We start from the raw sequence: 15075 nt of genomic DNA, 5'->3' as shown, positions 1-15075 counted from the left end.
CGAGCCGATGTCGGTGTACGTCTACGCCATCACCAAGCAGGCGCATCCGCTGGGCCTGGACGACGTCAAGGGCGTCGGCGAGGACCCCGCCGAGCTGCGGGCCGTCAGCAGCGCCGGCCTGAGCGCCGTCGTCAGCGAGGCCCCCGAGGTGCTCTCGGTGAGCCGCCGGGACGTGGAGGCCCATCACGAGGTCCAGGAACAGCTCTGGTCCGACGGCGCCATCCTCCCGCTGAGCTTCGGGTTCGTCGCCGAGGACGAGTCCGCCGTCGAGGCGCTGCTCCAGGAGCGGGCCGAGGCGTACTCCCGGCGCCTGGACGAACTCACCGGGTGCGCGGAGTTCAACGTCAAGGGCGTGGCGGACGAGGACACCCTCCTGCGCGCCATCCTGACGGAGTCCCCGCAGGCCCGTGAGCTGAACGAGACGATCCGCGAGGGCGGCGGTACGTACGAGGACCGCCTCGCCCTCGGCGAACTCGTGGCCGGGGAGGTGCAGGCCCGGCAACAGGCGCTGGGCGAGGAGGCCCTCGCCGCGCTGCGGCCGTACGCCCGGGCCGAGCAGCTCTCGCCGCCCTCCCAGCAGTACTTCGTGAACGCCTCCTTCCTGGTGGACGGAGAGCGGTCCGAGGAGTTCGCCGAGGCCGGCGGGGAGCTGGCCGAGGCCCTGGGAGAGGGGGTGGAGCTGCGGCTGCGCGGACCGCTGCCGCCGTACAGCTTCGTCTGACGCATTACCTGAGGAGGCGCTGTGGTGGGACTGGTCGGAACCATTCTGACCTTGCCGTTCGCTCCCGTGCGGGGCGTCGGATGGGTGGTCGACAAGGTGCGGCAGGTCGCCGAGGACGAGTACTACGACCCGGCCCCCGTCCAGGAGGAGCTGGTGCGGCTGGAGCGCGCGCGGGGCGAGGGGCAGATCGGTGAGGAGGAGTTCGCGCGGCGCGAGGAGGAGTTGCTGCACCGGCTGGAGGAGATCAGCGCCTACCGGCTCCAGCAGAGAGAGGCACAGTCATGAACAACGCCACGATCGGCGCCGCCGTCCTCGGCGGATATCTGCTGGGGCGGACGAAGAAGGCCAAACTCGCCCTCGGCCTGGGCGGGCTGCTGGCCGGCTCCCAGGTCAGACCCGGACAGCTGGGCAAGGCGATCGACGCCCCGTTCCTCGGCGACCTCACCCGGCAGATCCGCACCGAACTGACGGGCGCGGGCAAGGCCGCGGCGACCTCCGTGCTGTCGTCGAAGGCCGACAGCCTGGCCGGAACCCTGCATGAACGCACCGCGGGCCTGCGGGAGCGGGCCGAGGGGAACGGCCCACAGGACGAAGCGGATGCGGACGCGGACGCCGAGGCCGAGGCCGACGCAGAGGCCGACGACGAGGCCGACGACGAGGCCGACGACGGCGACCGCGACGAGGAGGACGAGGGGAACGGCCCCGACGAGGGCCGGGACGAAGGACAGGCCGACGAACAGGACGACGGAGAGGACGAGAAGGCCGAAGCGAACGAGAAGGCCGAAGCGGACGAGAAGGGCGAAGCGGACGAGAAGGGCGGCGAGGGCCGGAAGCGGCCGGCCAAGAGGTCCGGCGGCACCACCACCGCTCGCAGGAGCGGCGGACGTTCGACGACTCAGCGCGGCGGGTCCACGACGCGCAAGAGCGCACCGCGCGCGACGAAGAAGACCGCCGCCGCGAGCCGCTCCAAGAGCGGCAGCGGCTCACGGTCGAGGAGGCAGGACGATGGCTGAGGGCAGAACGGCGAAAGGCGGCTCGGCTGGTACCGGCACCCTCAGCAGGACGGACGAGGACGCCGGTGGGAACGGGCACCCGAACGGCAACGCGGGCACGAGCCGGCTGAAGGAGGAGCTGGAGGACTACATCCAGGCCCGGCTCTCGGTGATGCTCCAGGGCATGGGCCACGGCCTGGGCACGGGCGCGCGCAAACTGGGCGACATGAGCGCGGGAGCGGTGAGGTCGACCGCGTCCCACGCCAAGGACGCGCTGGTCGACAAGGCGAAGGGTGTCACGGGCAAGGCGAAGGACAGCGTCGGCGAGAAGGCCGGGGACGTCACCGAGAAGGCCAAGGAGGCCCTCACCAAGGGCCACGGCAAGGATCCCTCGGGCGGCAGCGGCAAGGGGCACACCATCATCGAGGACATCGATGTGGGCGTTCCGGTGCGCGAGGCGTACGACCAGTGGACGCAGTTCGAGGAGTTCCAGCGGTTCGCCAAGGGTGTGATCGGCGTCGAGCAGAAGGACGAGGCCAGCACCCAGTGGCACGTCAAGGTCGCGAAGTCGAACCGGCACTGGCGCGCCACCATCACGGAGCAGGTACCCGACGAACGCATCGCCTGGACCTCCGAAGGCGACAAGGGCACCACGAGGGGCGTCGTCACCTTCCATCCCCTGGGGGACAACCTCACCAAGGTGCTGCTCGTCCTGGAGTACTTCCCCCAGGGGCTCTTCGAGAAGACGGGCGGACTCTTCCGGGCCCAGGGCCGCCGTGCCCGCCTCGACCTCAAGCTGTACCGCACGTTCGTCATGATGCGCGGCGAGGCCACCGGTGGCTGGCGCGGAGAGATCCGTGACGGAGAGGTCCAGGAGCAGGACGAGGACGACGCGGAGGACCGGTACGACGAGGACGACGAGGACGTCGAGGACGTCGAGGACCGGTACGACGACGATCAGGACGACGAGGACGAGGAACCCCGGGCGGAGGACGAGGAACCCCGGGCGGAGGACGAGGACGAGGAAGACGAGTGGGAGGACGACGACGAGGCCACAGCCGACTACGAGGACGAGGACGAGGAGCGGGACGAGGAGGCTGAGGGCGAGGACGACGAGGAGGAACCGGTGAGGTCGAGGAGGTCGAGCCAGTCGTGACCCCGTCCGACTCCCCCGTTCCCTCGCCGACGCGGAGCCCGTACCCGTACGGCGGCGGTCAGGGCTCCAGCGCGAACCTCGCCGACATCCTCGAACGTGTGCTCGACAAGGGCATCGTGATCGTCGGCGACATCAAGATCAACCTGCTCGACATCGAGCTGCTCACCATCAAACTGCGCCTCCTCGTGGCCTCCGTCGACAAGGCCAAGGAGATCGGCATCGACTGGTGGGAGCACGACCCCGCTCTCTCCTCCCGCGCGTCCCGCTCCGACGGCCGGCGCTCGCTCGCCGACGAGAACGAGCGCCTGCGCGCCGAGGTGAAGGAGCTGCGCGAACGGGTCGAGGCGCCGCCTGAGCTGCCCGCGAGGAAGCCGCGACCGGCCGGATCCGCCGAGCGTCGCGGTACGGGCCGCAAGGTGAGCCGTACCGAGAGCCGCCCGGCCGAGCCCCCGCGCAAGCGGCGCGGACCGGTGAGCGACGAGGGCGACGACACCGACGAGGACCGGTCCTGAGCATGTACGGCGACCCCGACGGCCACGCCGTGTACGGCGACGACGACCGCCCCATCAGCGGGCGGCAGGTCGCGCTGATCGACCTCCTCGACCGGCTCCTGAGCGGCGGTGTGGTCCTCACCGGGGACCTCGTCCTCAGCGTGGCGGACATCGACCTGGTGCGAGTGTCGCTGCGGGCAGTGATCGTCGCCGTACGCGAACAGATGGACGAGCAGTGGGCGCTGGACCTGCCCGAGCGGACGCCCCTGGAGGGAGACGGCACCGATGACAGTCCCGGACCCCCGGTCTGACGGCGGCCCCCGCACCGACCGTCTCGGCGAGGTCGCCGACGCCGCGAGCCGCGCGTTCTCGCTGCTCCCCGCGCGGCCGGACGACCTCCCCCCGCCGCCCACCGGCCGGGCCGGCACGGGAACCGTCGCCCGGCGGCTGCGCACCGACCCCGACACGGTCGAGCGGGACCTCGTCCGTCTGGTCCTCACCATCGTGGAACTGCTCCGCCAGCTGATGGAACGCCAGGCCCTGCACCGCGTCGACCGGGGCGGCCTCACCGAGGACCAGGAGGAACGGCTCGGCATGACCCTGATGGTCCTGCACGACCGGATGACCGAGCTCTGCGACCGCTACGGCCTCACCCTGGACGACCTCAACCTCGACCTCGGCCCCCTGGGCCCCCTCCTCCCGCCGCCCTGATCCGCGAAGGCACGAAAACGCGAGGACACGAAAGCGCGAAGCCGCCCTCAGCCACCGGGCGTCACCAACCCCGTCTCGTACGCGACCACGACCGCCTGGGCCCTGCTGCCCAGTGCCAGCTTGGTCATGGTGCGGTTGAGGTGCGTCTTCACGGTCGCCTCACTGATGTAGAGCCGGTCGGCGATCTCCAGGTTGGACAGGCCCCGCGCGATGAGTTTCAGGACCTCGACCTCACGCGAGGTCAGGGCCGCCAGGTCGGGCGGCTGTTCACCGGCGCCGACGGCCCCGCCCTGCCGGGCGAACGCCTCGACCAGTCGCCGCGTGACGCTGGGCGCGAACAGCGCGTCGCCGCCGCCGACCGCGGCCACCGCGGCGAGCAGCCGCTCGGGCCCCGAGTCCTTGAGCAGAAACCCCGACGCCCCGGCCCGCAGCGCCCCGTACACGTACTCGTCGAGGTCGAAGGTGGTCAGCACCAGGACCCTGGGCGCTGGATCGGGGGCCTGGGCGAGGATGTGTTCGGTGGCCTGGATGCCGTTCATGCCGGGCATTCGGATGTCCATCAGGATCACGTCGGGCCGGGTTCGTGCCGCCACCTCGACGGCCTCCGCGCCGTCCGCCGCCTCCCCGACGACCTCGACGCCGGGCGCGGCGTGCAGCAGCCCCACCAGGCCGGCACGGATGAGGAACTGGTCGTCGACGACGAGCACCCTGGTATCGCGTCGTCCGGTCATTCCGCGGTGTCGTCCTCCCGGCGTACGGCCTGCGGGGAAGTCGGCAGGCTCAACCGCACGGCGAACCCCCCGTCATCCCCCGGGCCGATACTGATCGTCCCGCCGTAGAGCTTGGCCCGCTCCCGCATACCGATCAAGCCATTCCCGCCAACCGCAGGAGGCTTGTCCGGAACCGCCCCCTGTCCGTCGTCCGTGACCGAAACGGTCACCTCGTGCGGCCGGTAGGAGAGTTCCACCTGCGCGCTCGCCCCCGGAGCGTGTTTCAGTACGTTGGTCAGCGCTTCCTGGACGACCCGGTACGCGCACAGTTCGACGCCGGGGGCCAGCGGGCGCGGGGTGCCCTCGATCCGCAGCGTCACGGGGGTGCCGCCGGCCCGGATGCGCTCAGCCATCTCGCCGAGGCGGGCCAGGCCGGGCATCGGCGCGGTCGGCGCCCCGTCGTCGGAAGCCCGCAGCACCGTCAGCATGCGCCGCAGTTCCTCCAGCCCCTCCCTGCCGGTGGCGTCGATGGTGTCGAGCGCGGTGCGCGCGGTGTCCCGGTCGGAGTCGAAGACGAACCGGGCGAGACCGCTCTGCACGGAGATCACCGACATGTGGTGGGCGACCACGTCGTGCAGTTCGCGGGCGATACGGCCGCGCTCCTCGGCGACCTCCCGCCGGGCGCGCTGCGCCTGCTCCTGACGCAGTCGGCGGGCGAGTCCGTCCAGTCTGCGGGCGACGAGGCCGAACCGCCAGAGCATCGTGGGGTAGACGACGGCCTGCCCGACCACGGACGCCATCGAGTCGGAGTGGCTCACCACGCCCGCGTAGACCCAGGTGGCGCTCATCAGCGCCGCGCAGGGCACGGAGACGCGGGGGTGCCGCAGTGAGGCCACCGTGTAGACGGCGAGCATGGGGCCGTAGGAGCCCACCACGGGCCAGTAGCCGGCGGTGACGTACGCGCACCAGATGAGATGCACCAGACAGCAGACGGCGACCGGTGCCCGGCTGCGGACCGTGAGCGGCAGATGGACCAGGAGCACCAAGGTGTAGCCGGATTCGTCGAGCGGGTCCTTCCCCTGGCTCACGGCCTCCTGTCCGAGCAGCAGGGCCACGCCGGCCAACGCCATGGCGATGAGCACGTCGACGACTGAGGCGCGAGGCGCCCGGATCCGCATCGCCGCAGCGTAGCGCCGCGCCCGTCGACGCGGCGTCAACCTTCTGCGGTACAGGGCAAGTTGCAGGAACCGCGCGTCTACCGCCCTGCGTCGACCCGGAGTTCCACCCGGCGTGGGACGACGCCGTGAGTGGCCCGCCCGTAGCGTCCTGGACCAGCACCACGACGAGCCGGCTGACCGTCGGCCTCGCTTCCGAGAAGGGGAACCGGAACTCATGAAGATACGTAGAACCCTCGCCCTCACCACTGCGGCGGTCGCTCTCGGTGGCGGGCTCGCACTCGCCCCCGCCGCCTCCGCGGCCTCCGGCGGCGAGACCGCCGCCCAAGCCATGTCCTGCTCGACCACGAGGCTCGGCGACTACCGCGCGTCCGGCTGGTGCTCCGGCGGCAGGGACTGGCGCGTCGGCGTCCGGTGCGGCGGCCACAACTACTACTCCGAGATCAGCAGCGTTCGCGAAACGAAGTACGCCCGCTGCGGCAGCGGCACGATGACCCACCGCTGGATCGACCAGTGGTGACCTCTCATCCGGTTCACCCGGGCGCAGGAGTTCACTGACGCTCGGCCGGCCACGACGGCACGGCGCCGGACACTCGGCGGCCCGTCCTCCCCGGGGGTGAGGACGGGCCGCCGGGCCGGTTTTGGGCGTGTCAGCAGTGGTTCACGTAGCTCTGGATGTGTCCCGTCGACAGGTAGAAGTCGCTGACGTACCGGGATCCGCTGGGCGAGTAGAGCTTGGCCCAGATGTTGTAGCCGTTCACGGAGCTGCCGGTGGTCCAGCAGTCGACCTCGACCTTGGTGCCGTTGGCGAGGGTGTACAGCGGGGAGGCCTGGGAGCTGGGGCCGGTGCGCACCGTCAGCCCGTTGGGCGCGCTCTGCACGTATGCGCACATCGCCCGCGAGTCGCTCCCGAAGGATCCGCATCGGAACGCGTCGGCGCCGGCCGCGGGTGCGAAGGCCATTCCGGCGGCGAGGATCGCGGCGGCTCCGGTCGCGACGACGGCTGCCTGCGTGCGTGAAGATCTCATCGGGTTCTCCTGCGATGTCGGTACGTCCCGCCAGGTGCGGGCGACTCGGTCATGGACCTGCAGGAAGTTACGCGGAGCCCCGGCCTGTGCACGTCAACCCAAGGGTTGGCTCCGGGTAAACCCTCGCGGTAGCCGCGGTCGCCCCTCCTCACCTGCCGCCGGGCACCGGAATGGTCAGTCCCACTTCGAACCCGCCCCGCGGGCCGGGGCCGGCGGTCACCGTCCCGCCGTAGATGCCGGCCCGCTCGCGCATGCCGATCAAGCCATGGGCGGCGGGCCCCGCGGTGGTACCGGTCGGCACCGGCTCCTGTCCGTCGTCGGTGACACGGACGCGGACCGTGGCTTCGTCGTAGTGCACCGTGACGCTCGCGTTCGCGGCCGACGCGTGTTTCATGACGTTGGTGAGGGCTTCCTGGATGACCCGGTAGACGCACAGGTCGACGCCTGGCGGCAGCGTGAACGGAGTGCCCGTGATCCGGACGTCGACGGGGACGCCCGCGGCTCTGACGCGCCGGGCCAACCGGTCCAGCCGCCCGAGTCCGGGCGGCGCGTTGTAGTCTCCCGCGCCCTCCCCTTCCTCGACGCGTTCCAGCCCTTCCCTGAGCACGACAAGCATGCGGCGCATTTCCGCCATCGCCTCGTGGGCGCTGCCCGCGATGGTGTCGAGAGCCTTGCGGGCGGTCCGCGGATCGGAGGTGAAGACGTATCCGGCCAGGCCGGTCTGGACGGAGATCACGGACACGTGGTGGGCGATCACGTCGTGCAGTTCACGGGCTATCTTCATGCGCTCGGCGATGACGGCCCGCTGAGCCTTCTCCTCCTGCTCCAGTCGCAGTTGCTCGGTGAGCACGGCGAGTCGCTCGCCGCGCTCCGCGAGCCGCCGGGCCCGGTCGCCGGTCACCCACAGCACGGCGACCATCACGGTCACGAAGACGACGCTGAGCGGGCCGATGCCGGGCTCGGCGAGCCGCGTGCCCCACAGCAGCACGAGCAGCGACACGGCCGCGCACTTCGCCACGGTCCTGCGCGGGCACAGAGCCGCGACGGTGTAGAACGCGAGACCCAGTCCGCAGACGACGACCACGTGGTAGTAGCCCAGGGTGAAATAGCACAGCGTGCAGGACGCCGTACCGACCAGCACGGTCAGGGGAGCCCGGCGGCGCACGGCCAGCGGGAGGTAGACCAGGGCGATCAGGGCATACGCCCATGCGTCGACGGGCCGCCAGTAACCGTGCGGGTCGGGCCAGTTGTGCAGCATGGTGCTGGAGATCCAGACCGACACCACCGCGTAGACGGTGTCCGCCACCTGCGGGAAGACCCTGCGCACCGCTGTGCTCCACGGGTGCTGCGCGGACATCGTCCGAGCCTGGGTCCGGAGCGATCGCTCCCCCCGGTTCTCAACCACAGCCACACCCCTGGTGGTACGTCGGCGATCGCCCTCGTCTCGGGCGTGGTTCAACCCATGTCCGGGGCGAGAGCGAACGGCCCTTCCGGCCGGCTGCGGCCCCTCGCGCAGCGCTGTGCCGGAGTGTCCCAGACAGGCCCGGCTCGGGCGACGGCGCGGGCCACAGTCGTAGCCCCGCCGATTCGAGGGCAGAGTGGGCTCATGGACCAGCCGCAGTCACCGACTCAGTCCGGCGCACAGGCACGCGCATGGCTCGCCACCGCCGTCGAGGAGGCGCGTGCCGGGCTCGCCGAGGGCGGCATCCCCATCGGGGCCGCGCTCTACGGGCCGGACGGCAGCCTCCTCGGGCGCGGTCGCAATCGGCGCGTCCAGGACGACGATCCCTCCATGCACGCCGAGACGGCCGCGTTCCGCGCGGCGGGGAGGCAGCGGACGTATCGCGGTACGACGATGGTGACGACGCTCTCGCCGTGCTGGTACTGCTCCGGCCTGGTGCGGCAGTTCGGGATCTCGCGGGTGGTGGTCGGGGAGGCCACGACCTTCCACGGCGGGCACGACTGGCTCGCCGAGCACGGCGTGGAGGTCCTGGTGCTGGACGACCCTGAGTGTGTGTCCCTGATGCGTGACTTCGTCGAGAACAACCCGGCACTGTGGAATGAGGACATCGGTGACATCGGTGAGTAGGCCCAGAACGCCCCGCATCCCCACCATCGATCTGCGCCCCTGGCTCGACGGCGGCCCCGAGGCCCGCGCCGGCATCGCCCGTACCGTCGACGAGGCGCTCCAGACCGCCGGTTTCCTGCTCGTGACCGGTCATGGGGTCGATCCGTCGCTCCGGAGGCGTATCCGCGAGGCCGCCCGGGCCTTCTTCGTGCTGCCCGTCGAGGCCAAGCGGGCGTACGAGGTGAAGGTCGGGGGGCGGGGCTGGCTCGGGCCGGGGGCCGAGGCGAACGGGTACGCGGAGGGGACGGAGACCCCGCCGGACCTCAAGGAGTCGCTGACGTTCGCGACGCACGAGCCGTTCGACGACCCGGCCGTGAACGCCGAGTGGTACGCGCCGAACGTCTGGCCGGCGGAGGTGCCGGAACTGCGGGCGCTCTGCGAGGAGTACCTGGCGCGGATGGGCGAGCTGGAGAACCTGCTGCTCACGCTCCTCGGCGAGGCGCTCGGTCTGGAGCCGGACTTCTTCTCCCGGCACATGAGCCACCCCACCTACGGCTTCAACATCAACTGGTACCCGGGCACGGACGTCATCGGCGACCCGGCGCCGGGCCAGTTCCGCATCGGCCCGCACACCGACTTCGGCACGGTCACGATCCTCGACCGGCAGGCCGGGAAGGGCGGTCTCCAGGTGTTCACGGACGAGGGCGGCTGGGAGGACGCCCCGTACGACCCCGCCGCCTTCACCATCAACGTCGGTGATCTGCTGGCCCGTTGGACCGGGGACCGCTGGCGCTCCGGGCGCCACCGGGTGCTGCCGCCCCCGGCCGACGAACCCACCGAGGAGCTGATGTCGCTGGTCTACTTCGGCGAGTGCACCCCGGGCACGATCGTCGAGTCCGTGCCGCCGCCGATCGGGCGGGTGGCGCACCCGCCGGTGGATTCGCACGTCCATCTGCGGGCGCAGCTGGACTCGATCACCGTCGGCTGACCGCCCTTCGTCACGGCGGGGAGATCTCCTCGCCGGGGAACCTTCGCGCCCCCCGGGCCGTCTCCCCTGGCGTCCACGTCGTCTTGTATCGAGCGTTTGACACAAGATCCCGCCCCACGGCATCTTGTACTCACCGCTTGATACAAGATGATCCGGGGGGATCTCCGCATGCTCGACACTGCCCCGTTCCAGCACCGGCTCCTCGACCACGCCGACCACTACGCCCGCTGGTCCGGACTGGCCATCGGTCTCGTGGTCGCCCAGGCGCTGTCCACACTGGGGGACGTCGAGTTCGAGCAGCGCGTGGTGTTCTGCATCACCGCCTTCGGCCTGTGCGCGGTGGCCGGAGTCCTCCTCGCCGACGCGCTGACCCTGCGCCCCCAGGAGGCGGTCCGCACCGCGAGCCTCGCCCCGCGCCTGGTCAGAGACCATGTCCCACCGCACATGGGCCCCCTGATCGCGCTCCAGGGGGTCTCCCTCGCCGTCCTGCTCGTGATCACGGCCGCCACGGCCTCCGTCGACCCCGCCCGCATCCTCAGCACGGGCAAGGTCCTCACCCTCACCTGCAACGGGATGCGCGCGACCGCCGGCCCCTGGCCCGGCCTGTACTACACCCTCCCGATGTTCGGGGCGCTCGCCATAGCCACCCCCACCTGCGTCTGGGCCCTGCGCCGCATCGCCCACGGCCCGGGCGGGGAACAGCAGCGCCGGGACCGCGCGTGGGCGGTCACCGGAGCCTGGGGCCTGCTGGTGTCGAGCCAACAGCTGTACGCCGTGCTGATGGTCTCCCTCGCGCTGACGGAGACGGGCTGCGCCGGTGTGCTGGGCGTGCTCACCTTCTGGGTGTTCTACCCGCTGGCCCTGCTGAACCTGTTCACCGTCGTCTGGTCGCTCGTCACCGTGGTGGCGCCCCGGGCCGTCGACGACGAGGCGACGGAAGGGCCCTCCGACGATGAGTGAGGCCGCAGTCCGCGTCGACACCACCAGCCAGGTCCCGCCGTACGAGCAGATCCGCGCGCAGCTCGCCGCGCTGATCGTCACCGGGCGGCTGGCCGAGGGCGACCGGCTGCCGACCGTCCGCCAGCTGGCCACCGACCTCGGACTCGCCCCCGGCACCGTGGCCCGCGCCTACCGCGAACTGGAGGCCGGCGCACTGATCCGCACCCGCCGGGGCGCGGGCACCCGGGTGGCAGCACCCCCCACCGGCCCGGCCCGGCCGCACACCGTCCGACTGGCCACGCTCGCCCGCGATTTCACCGCGTCGGCCCGCGCACTGGGCGCCGACTCCGAGGCGATCCTGACGGCCGTCCGCGAAGCCCTGGGCCCGGACCGGCCCTAGTGCCCCGGCAGGCAACGTTCGCCCGTCAAGGAGCGGCGTCCGGTGCGTGCTCTCGGCGTGCCGGGCGTCGCGACGGGGCGAATGTTGCCTGTTGGGGCACTAGCTGCTCCGGGCCGCAGGACGCATGGCGGGAGGTACCGCCGGAGCAGGCGCGGCAGTTCTGGATCCAGCCAGAGCCTGTCGGGCTGCGGGTCAGTTCCTGACCTGCGTGTCGAGGAACCTCGCGGTGGTCCGCTGGGGCGCGCCACACGCGGCCACGGACTTCTGGTACCACTCCTTCCACGGGCCCCAGACGGTGTACGTGTCGCCGTTGATGCCGTCCGTGCAGCGGATCTTGAGCCGCTGCTCTCCCGGGCCGAAGTGGCAGGTCTGGCTGATCGAGTAGGTGTTGATCTGAGTGAACCCGCAGCCGTGCGGCGCGGCGACGGCCGGGGTGGCCAGGGCGACGGGCGCGGCCACGGCGATGCCGCCGAGCAGCAACGGTGCGGAGAGGAGCGAGGTGAGCTTCTTCTTTCCGGGCGTCTTCCTGTTGAGCATGGGATCCCCCACTGTTCGGGCCGGCTGGTCGGGCCGGCCGCGTGCCGTCGGTCCTGCATGACCGACGGACTGGTCGGGAAGCACGATACGGACCCGCCGCCAATCATGTCCATGACTTATTGAGGGCATCGAGTCGTTGTCAAGGGGCTGCCTGCGGGTAAGCCCTGATCCGCTGCCGCGACGCCGCGCGCCCTGCTGGATGCGGCCGCCGGTCTGCTCGACAGCGGCGGTCCGGGCGCGGTCGGAGCCCGCGCGGGAGTCACTCGCGGGAGTCACTCGCGGGGCGCCGTACCGGCACTCCCCCGACAAGGACAGCCTGCTGACCGCCGTAGCGGCCGAGGCCCTGGACCGGCTCACGGAGAGGACAGACCCGTGTGCGCCGATCCTCGATCGTCCCCGGCCACCGACGAACAGCTCTTCAGTACGGCCGCCCACACAGGGACGTCCTCCCATCGCCGCCGGATCACTCCGCACGCCCGACTCCGCGGGCGCCTCCCGCGTGCTCCCGTCGTTGATGGTGCCGCAGCAGCACGTTCGCGTCGGTCTCCGCGCTCCGGTCGTACCGGGCCCGCGCCTCCCCGCGCCGTGCGGCCAGCTCGGCGCAGGCCCCACAACTGCGCGCACCTGCTCCGCGTCGGACAGCACTCAAATATCCGTATCCAAGTCGCCCCAGCAGACCATTTCGGCCTCCGCCGCCCCAGGCAGTCCATGGCATTGATCGAGTTTCCGGACGAACGATGGCTCTATTCCGAGTCACTTGACCACAGCTACTTCAACAACGAACCGGCGGCCTACGCCCGACATAGCCGAACCTATGGTGTGCTGCGGGCCGACATCCCGTCAGCTCGCGAGTCTGCCGCTCTGATCAGCGACGTGATGAAGGGGTACGAGCATCATGCACAGGTACGAGTTGAGCAAGGCGACCTGGATCAAGAGCAGCCACAGCGGCGAGAACGCGGGCGACTGCATCGAAATCGCCCCCGATATCCCCGGCCTCGTCCCCGTCCGCGACAGCAAGAACACTGACGGCCCGGTACTGGTCATCAACCGCTCCGCCTGGCTCTCCTTCATAGGCGCCGTACGGTCAGAGTCGTAAGCGAACGGGCAGACTTCGCCGTACTCCGAAACAACTGCCCCTCCCCCCACAGCTGTTGATAACCACAGCAGCTATGACAACGGCAACGGCGACACCGCAGACCCACGCCCTCTCCGGCATACCCACGGCGTACCGGCACTCCGAGGAACACCCCTTCATCGTGCTGACGGGAGCCCGAGGGCTCGGCAAGAGCACGACTCTGCGGGAGCTGCGGGCGGCGCACCGGGGCCGTACGCCCGTCGCGCTGATCGACGGCGAGGAGACACGGTTCGACCAACCTCCCCCGGGCCGGCCCCCGGAGTCCTGGTCGCCCGCGTACGAGGCGCTGTCGGCGATCGCGGAGCAGCTCGGCGAGCCCGTGGGCGGGGCCGGGCGGATCACGTTCCCCCGGCTGGCGTGCGGGCTGCTCGCCGTCGCGGCCGGGGGCTGGGGTGACCGCGGACTGTCGAGGATCTGCGCGGAGGCCGAGCGGGTCCTGCTGCTGAGCGACACGGGCGGCTGGCTGGCGGGACGGTGGGTGGGGAAGGCCGTGGCACGGCTGGTGTCGTCGCTGTCGGCGCAGGGGCGGCCGGCGGTGGAGGCGATCATCGAGGCGGCGCTGGAGGCGTTCAGCGAGGGAATGTCGTCCTCGCACCGGCGGCTGCGCCGGGGCGCGGTCTGGTACCGCGACCACCCGCACGCGGCCGGGAACCCCAAGCGCGGCCTGGTCCTCCTCTCACGGCACTTCAGGGCCGGCGGAGACGCCCGCACCTACGCCGAGCACCATCTCGTACGGGCGCTGCTCGCGGACCTGGACGACGCGTACGCGGGGGTCGTACCGCGCCCGCAGCGGGCGGGGCGGCCGGTGATCCTGCTCGACAACGTGCAGGAGGCGGCGGGACGGAGGCTGCTGGAGTCGGTGCTGCGGGACCGGGCCGACGGAAGGGCCGACCAGGTGGCGTTCTTCGCCGGACTGCGGGGGCAGGGCCACCCGGCGCTGCGGAACGCCGCCCGCCGCACCCTGCCGGAGGCGACCGGGACCAGCGGCTGGACACCGGGCGCCACCCCGTCGTCCCACGCCCTGTTGATCCCGCTCCCCCCGCTCTCCCCAGAGAACACGCTCCGTATCATCGGCGCGGCCTGCCCGGGCGTGCCGGTTCCTCCCCGGCTCTCGTACGCGACACACCGGTTGACCGGCGGCAGTCCGCTCGGCACGGCGCTGATCGCCGAGTCGGCCCGCCAGAACCTGCCCCGAGGGGTCACCACCCTGACCGGGTTGTTGTCGGCCGTCATGGTCGTGCCCGACGAGGACCACGACGAACGCCCCACGTACCGGGTCCTGCTCGAGCGTCTCCTCCCGGACGAGAGCCACCTCGACGAGTTGGCCGTTCTCGCCGCCGCCCACGACCGCGACTCCGCGCTCGCCCTCGCCGGGTCCCGGCTCCCCGACGGCTTCGACGAGTCGGCCGTACTGGCCCTGGAGGAACGCCTCACCCGGGAGGGCCACGCCCCGACGCCCGGCCACTTCGTGGGCGACCGCTTCCTACGGACCCTGCTCCAGCTCGGGCTGCGGCACCGGGACCCGGACCAGGAGAGCAGCCGGGCGGTCCACCGCACCCTGGCCGACCACTACGGTCCGACCCGCGCGGCCTACCGGGCCCATCACGAACTCGCCCTGGGGGACACGGACTTCGCGGTGGCGCACCTCGGCGACACGTTCCACGGGGCGGACCTGCGCACCTGGCTGACGTCCCTGGCCTTCATCGCGTCGGCCCCGTACGACGGCCCGGACGACCGGGGCGCGGTGGCCCTCGGCCGCCCGGACCCGGCCCTGCACTCGCGCGTGCGCCGTCTGCTGCACGCGGTGTGGCAGCTGACGGATCCCCTCGTCCTGCCGGACCCGGAGGTCGCCGAACGCCTGGGCCGGGAGCTGGAACAGCTCTCCGCCGGCCGCCCGGCCGCCGACGTCCTCCTGCGGCGGGCGTCGCGGGACTGGCCGGACGACGCGCTCGCGGGCCGCCCCCTACGCGTGGGGTGAGCGGAGACCGTGCCCGAAGGGGCGGACCTCGCCAGGAGGCTCCGCC

General features: G+C 71.6%; 19 protein-coding genes and 1 pseudogene. 15 read left to right on the top strand and 5 right to left on the bottom strand.

The window, feature by feature from the left end; genetic code table 11:
* Window positions 1-7 precede the first annotated feature (7 nt).
* The 7 genes from ACZ6BB_RS35900 to ACZ6BB_RS35870 are packed head-to-tail and all read left to right on the top strand — an operon-like array spanning window position 8 to window position 4071.
* Window positions 8-721, top strand: coding sequence for a GvpL/GvpF family gas vesicle protein (locus ACZ6BB_RS35900; protein WP_471619320.1), 714 nt, complete (start codon window positions 8-10; stop codon window positions 719-721).
* 21 nt (window positions 722-742) lie between these two features.
* Window positions 743-1006 (top strand): gas vesicle protein GvpG, encoded by a 264-nt coding sequence (locus ACZ6BB_RS35895; protein ID WP_471619319.1) that lies wholly within the window; start codon window positions 743-745, stop codon window positions 1004-1006.
* Window positions 1003-1734, top strand: coding sequence for an ABC transporter substrate-binding protein (locus tag ACZ6BB_RS35890; RefSeq protein WP_471619318.1), 732 nt, complete (start codon window positions 1003-1005; stop codon window positions 1732-1734). The genes ACZ6BB_RS35895 and ACZ6BB_RS35890 overlap by 4 nt, the downstream gene beginning before the upstream one ends.
* Window positions 1727-2869, top strand: coding sequence for an SRPBCC family protein (locus ACZ6BB_RS35885; RefSeq protein ID WP_471619317.1), 1143 nt, complete (start codon window positions 1727-1729; stop codon window positions 2867-2869). The genes ACZ6BB_RS35890 and ACZ6BB_RS35885 overlap by 8 nt, the downstream gene beginning before the upstream one ends.
* Window positions 2866-3381 (top strand): gas vesicle protein, encoded by a 516-nt coding sequence (locus tag ACZ6BB_RS35880; RefSeq protein WP_471619316.1) that lies wholly within the window; start codon window positions 2866-2868, stop codon window positions 3379-3381. Before ACZ6BB_RS35885 ends, ACZ6BB_RS35880 begins: the two co-directional genes overlap by 4 nt.
* Window positions 3382-3383: 2 nt before the next feature.
* Window positions 3384-3671, top strand: a complete 288-nt coding sequence (locus ACZ6BB_RS35875) for a gas vesicle protein (protein ID WP_471619315.1) — start codon at window positions 3384-3386, stop codon at window positions 3669-3671.
* Window positions 3646-4071 (top strand): gas vesicle protein K, encoded by a 426-nt coding sequence (locus tag ACZ6BB_RS35870; protein ID WP_471619314.1) that lies wholly within the window; start codon window positions 3646-3648, stop codon window positions 4069-4071. The genes ACZ6BB_RS35875 and ACZ6BB_RS35870 overlap by 26 nt, the downstream gene beginning before the upstream one ends.
* Before the next feature lie 47 nt (window positions 4072-4118).
* Here ACZ6BB_RS35870 and ACZ6BB_RS35865 read toward each other — a convergent pair whose 3' ends face one another.
* Window positions 4119-4802 (bottom strand): response regulator, encoded by a 684-nt coding sequence (locus ACZ6BB_RS35865; RefSeq protein ID WP_471619313.1) that lies wholly within the window; start codon window positions 4800-4802, stop codon window positions 4119-4121.
* Window positions 4799-5959, bottom strand: coding sequence for a sensor histidine kinase (locus ACZ6BB_RS35860; protein WP_471619312.1), 1161 nt, complete (start codon window positions 5957-5959; stop codon window positions 4799-4801). Before ACZ6BB_RS35860 ends, ACZ6BB_RS35865 begins: the two co-directional genes overlap by 4 nt.
* Window positions 5960-6173: 214 nt before the next feature.
* Here ACZ6BB_RS35860 and ACZ6BB_RS35855 point away from each other — a divergent pair, with 214 nt between their 5' ends.
* Window positions 6174-6476, top strand: coding sequence for a hypothetical protein (locus ACZ6BB_RS35855; protein WP_471619311.1), 303 nt, complete (start codon window positions 6174-6176; stop codon window positions 6474-6476).
* Window positions 6477-6606: 130 nt separating this feature from the next.
* Here the strand turns inward: ACZ6BB_RS35855 and ACZ6BB_RS35850 are convergent, their stop codons facing one another.
* Together ACZ6BB_RS35850 and ACZ6BB_RS35845 are read right to left on the bottom strand one after the other, a co-directional pair.
* Window positions 6607-6984, bottom strand: coding sequence for an SH3 domain-containing protein (locus tag ACZ6BB_RS35850; protein ID WP_471619310.1), 378 nt, complete (start codon window positions 6982-6984; stop codon window positions 6607-6609).
* A gap of 148 nt (window positions 6985-7132) precedes the next feature.
* Window positions 7133-8341, bottom strand: a complete 1209-nt coding sequence (locus ACZ6BB_RS35845; RefSeq protein WP_471619309.1) for a sensor histidine kinase — start codon at window positions 8339-8341, stop codon at window positions 7133-7135.
* A 249-nt stretch (window positions 8342-8590) separates the two neighbouring features.
* On the opposite strand from ACZ6BB_RS35845, the gene ACZ6BB_RS35840 reads away from it, so the two are divergent.
* The 4 genes from ACZ6BB_RS35840 (at window position 8591) to ACZ6BB_RS35825 (ending at window position 11379) form a co-directional block, all read left to right on the top strand.
* Window positions 8591-9073: a nucleoside deaminase gene (locus tag ACZ6BB_RS35840; protein WP_471619308.1), complete on the top strand. Its 483-nt coding sequence runs from the start codon at window positions 8591-8593 to the stop codon at window positions 9071-9073.
* Window positions 9045-10040 carry an isopenicillin N synthase family dioxygenase gene (locus ACZ6BB_RS35835; RefSeq protein ID WP_471619307.1) on the top strand — a complete coding sequence of 332 codons (996 nt, stop codon included), beginning with the start codon at window positions 9045-9047 and terminating at the stop codon, window positions 10038-10040. The genes ACZ6BB_RS35840 and ACZ6BB_RS35835 overlap by 29 nt, the downstream gene beginning before the upstream one ends.
* 168 nt (window positions 10041-10208) lie before the next feature.
* Window positions 10209-11000: a hypothetical protein gene (locus tag ACZ6BB_RS35830; RefSeq protein ID WP_471619306.1), complete on the top strand. Its 792-nt coding sequence runs from the start codon at window positions 10209-10211 to the stop codon at window positions 10998-11000.
* Window positions 10993-11379 carry a GntR family transcriptional regulator gene (locus tag ACZ6BB_RS35825; RefSeq protein ID WP_471619305.1) on the top strand — a complete coding sequence of 129 codons (387 nt, stop codon included), beginning with the start codon at window positions 10993-10995 and terminating at the stop codon, window positions 11377-11379. Before ACZ6BB_RS35830 ends, ACZ6BB_RS35825 begins: the two co-directional genes overlap by 8 nt.
* Before the next feature lie 192 nt (window positions 11380-11571).
* Here ACZ6BB_RS35825 and ACZ6BB_RS35820 read toward each other — a convergent pair whose 3' ends face one another.
* Complete coding sequence (locus tag ACZ6BB_RS35820) at window positions 11572-11916, bottom strand: hypothetical protein (protein WP_471619304.1); 345 nt, start codon at window positions 11914-11916, stop codon at window positions 11572-11574.
* 372 nt (window positions 11917-12288) lie between these two features.
* Here ACZ6BB_RS35820 and ACZ6BB_RS35815 point away from each other — a divergent pair.
* The 3 genes and pseudogenes from ACZ6BB_RS35815 to ACZ6BB_RS35805 form a co-directional block, all read left to right on the top strand.
* Window positions 12289-12774 (top strand): annotated as a pseudogene (locus tag ACZ6BB_RS35815) (Scr1 family TA system antitoxin-like transcriptional regulator); the annotation flags it as partial.
* Window positions 12775-12811: 37 nt separating this feature from the next.
* Complete coding sequence (locus ACZ6BB_RS35810; protein ID WP_471619303.1) at window positions 12812-13012, top strand: DUF397 domain-containing protein; 201 nt, start codon at window positions 12812-12814, stop codon at window positions 13010-13012.
* A 73-nt stretch (window positions 13013-13085) separates the two neighbouring features.
* Window positions 13086-15029, top strand: coding sequence for a hypothetical protein (locus ACZ6BB_RS35805; protein ID WP_471619302.1), 1944 nt, complete (start codon window positions 13086-13088; stop codon window positions 15027-15029).
* Window positions 15030-15075 lie beyond the last annotated feature (46 nt).

It is taken from the genome of Streptomyces sp. NPDC041108 (genome assembly GCF_055592645.1).
Note: the sequence above shows the minus strand (reverse complement) of the source record. Positions and strands in the feature narration are given on the sequence as shown.

What these genes read in the sequence shown, in the direction of transcription:
- ACZ6BB_RS35860 (WP_471619312.1), bottom strand. Translation starts at nt 5,959, where the DNA reads ATGCGGATCCGGGCGCCTCGCGCCTCAGTCGTCGACGTGCTCATCGCC.
- ACZ6BB_RS35890 (WP_471619318.1), top strand. Translation starts at nt 1,003, where the DNA reads ATGAACAACGCCACGATCGGCGCCGCCGTCCTCGGCGGATATCTGCTG.
- ACZ6BB_RS35855 (WP_471619311.1), top strand. Translation starts at nt 6,174, where the DNA reads ATGAAGATACGTAGAACCCTCGCCCTCACCACTGCGGCGGTCGCTCTC.
- ACZ6BB_RS35845 (WP_471619309.1), bottom strand. Translation starts at nt 8,341, where the DNA reads ATGTCCGCGCAGCACCCGTGGAGCACAGCGGTGCGCAGGGTCTTCCCG.
- ACZ6BB_RS35875 (WP_471619315.1), top strand. Translation starts at nt 3,384, where the DNA reads ATGTACGGCGACCCCGACGGCCACGCCGTGTACGGCGACGACGACCGC.
- ACZ6BB_RS35865 (WP_471619313.1), bottom strand. Translation starts at nt 4,802, where the DNA reads ATGACCGGACGACGCGATACCAGGGTGCTCGTCGTCGACGACCAGTTC.
- ACZ6BB_RS35830 (WP_471619306.1), top strand. Translation starts at nt 10,209, where the DNA reads ATGCTCGACACTGCCCCGTTCCAGCACCGGCTCCTCGACCACGCCGAC.
- ACZ6BB_RS35840 (WP_471619308.1), top strand. Translation starts at nt 8,591, where the DNA reads ATGGACCAGCCGCAGTCACCGACTCAGTCCGGCGCACAGGCACGCGCA.
- ACZ6BB_RS35885 (WP_471619317.1), top strand. Translation starts at nt 1,727, where the DNA reads ATGGCTGAGGGCAGAACGGCGAAAGGCGGCTCGGCTGGTACCGGCACC.
- ACZ6BB_RS35810 (WP_471619303.1), top strand. Translation starts at nt 12,812, where the DNA reads ATGCACAGGTACGAGTTGAGCAAGGCGACCTGGATCAAGAGCAGCCAC.
- ACZ6BB_RS35835 (WP_471619307.1), top strand. Translation starts at nt 9,045, where the DNA reads ATGAGGACATCGGTGACATCGGTGAGTAGGCCCAGAACGCCCCGCATC.
- ACZ6BB_RS35825 (WP_471619305.1), top strand. Translation starts at nt 10,993, where the DNA reads ATGAGTGAGGCCGCAGTCCGCGTCGACACCACCAGCCAGGTCCCGCCG.
- ACZ6BB_RS35805 (WP_471619302.1), top strand. Translation starts at nt 13,086, where the DNA reads ATGACAACGGCAACGGCGACACCGCAGACCCACGCCCTCTCCGGCATA.
- ACZ6BB_RS35850 (WP_471619310.1), bottom strand. Translation starts at nt 6,984, where the DNA reads ATGAGATCTTCACGCACGCAGGCAGCCGTCGTCGCGACCGGAGCCGCC.
- ACZ6BB_RS35900 (WP_471619320.1), top strand. Translation starts at nt 8, where the DNA reads ATGTCGGTGTACGTCTACGCCATCACCAAGCAGGCGCATCCGCTGGGC.
- ACZ6BB_RS35820 (WP_471619304.1), bottom strand. Translation starts at nt 11,916, where the DNA reads ATGCTCAACAGGAAGACGCCCGGAAAGAAGAAGCTCACCTCGCTCCTC.
- ACZ6BB_RS35870 (WP_471619314.1), top strand. Translation starts at nt 3,646, where the DNA reads ATGACAGTCCCGGACCCCCGGTCTGACGGCGGCCCCCGCACCGACCGT.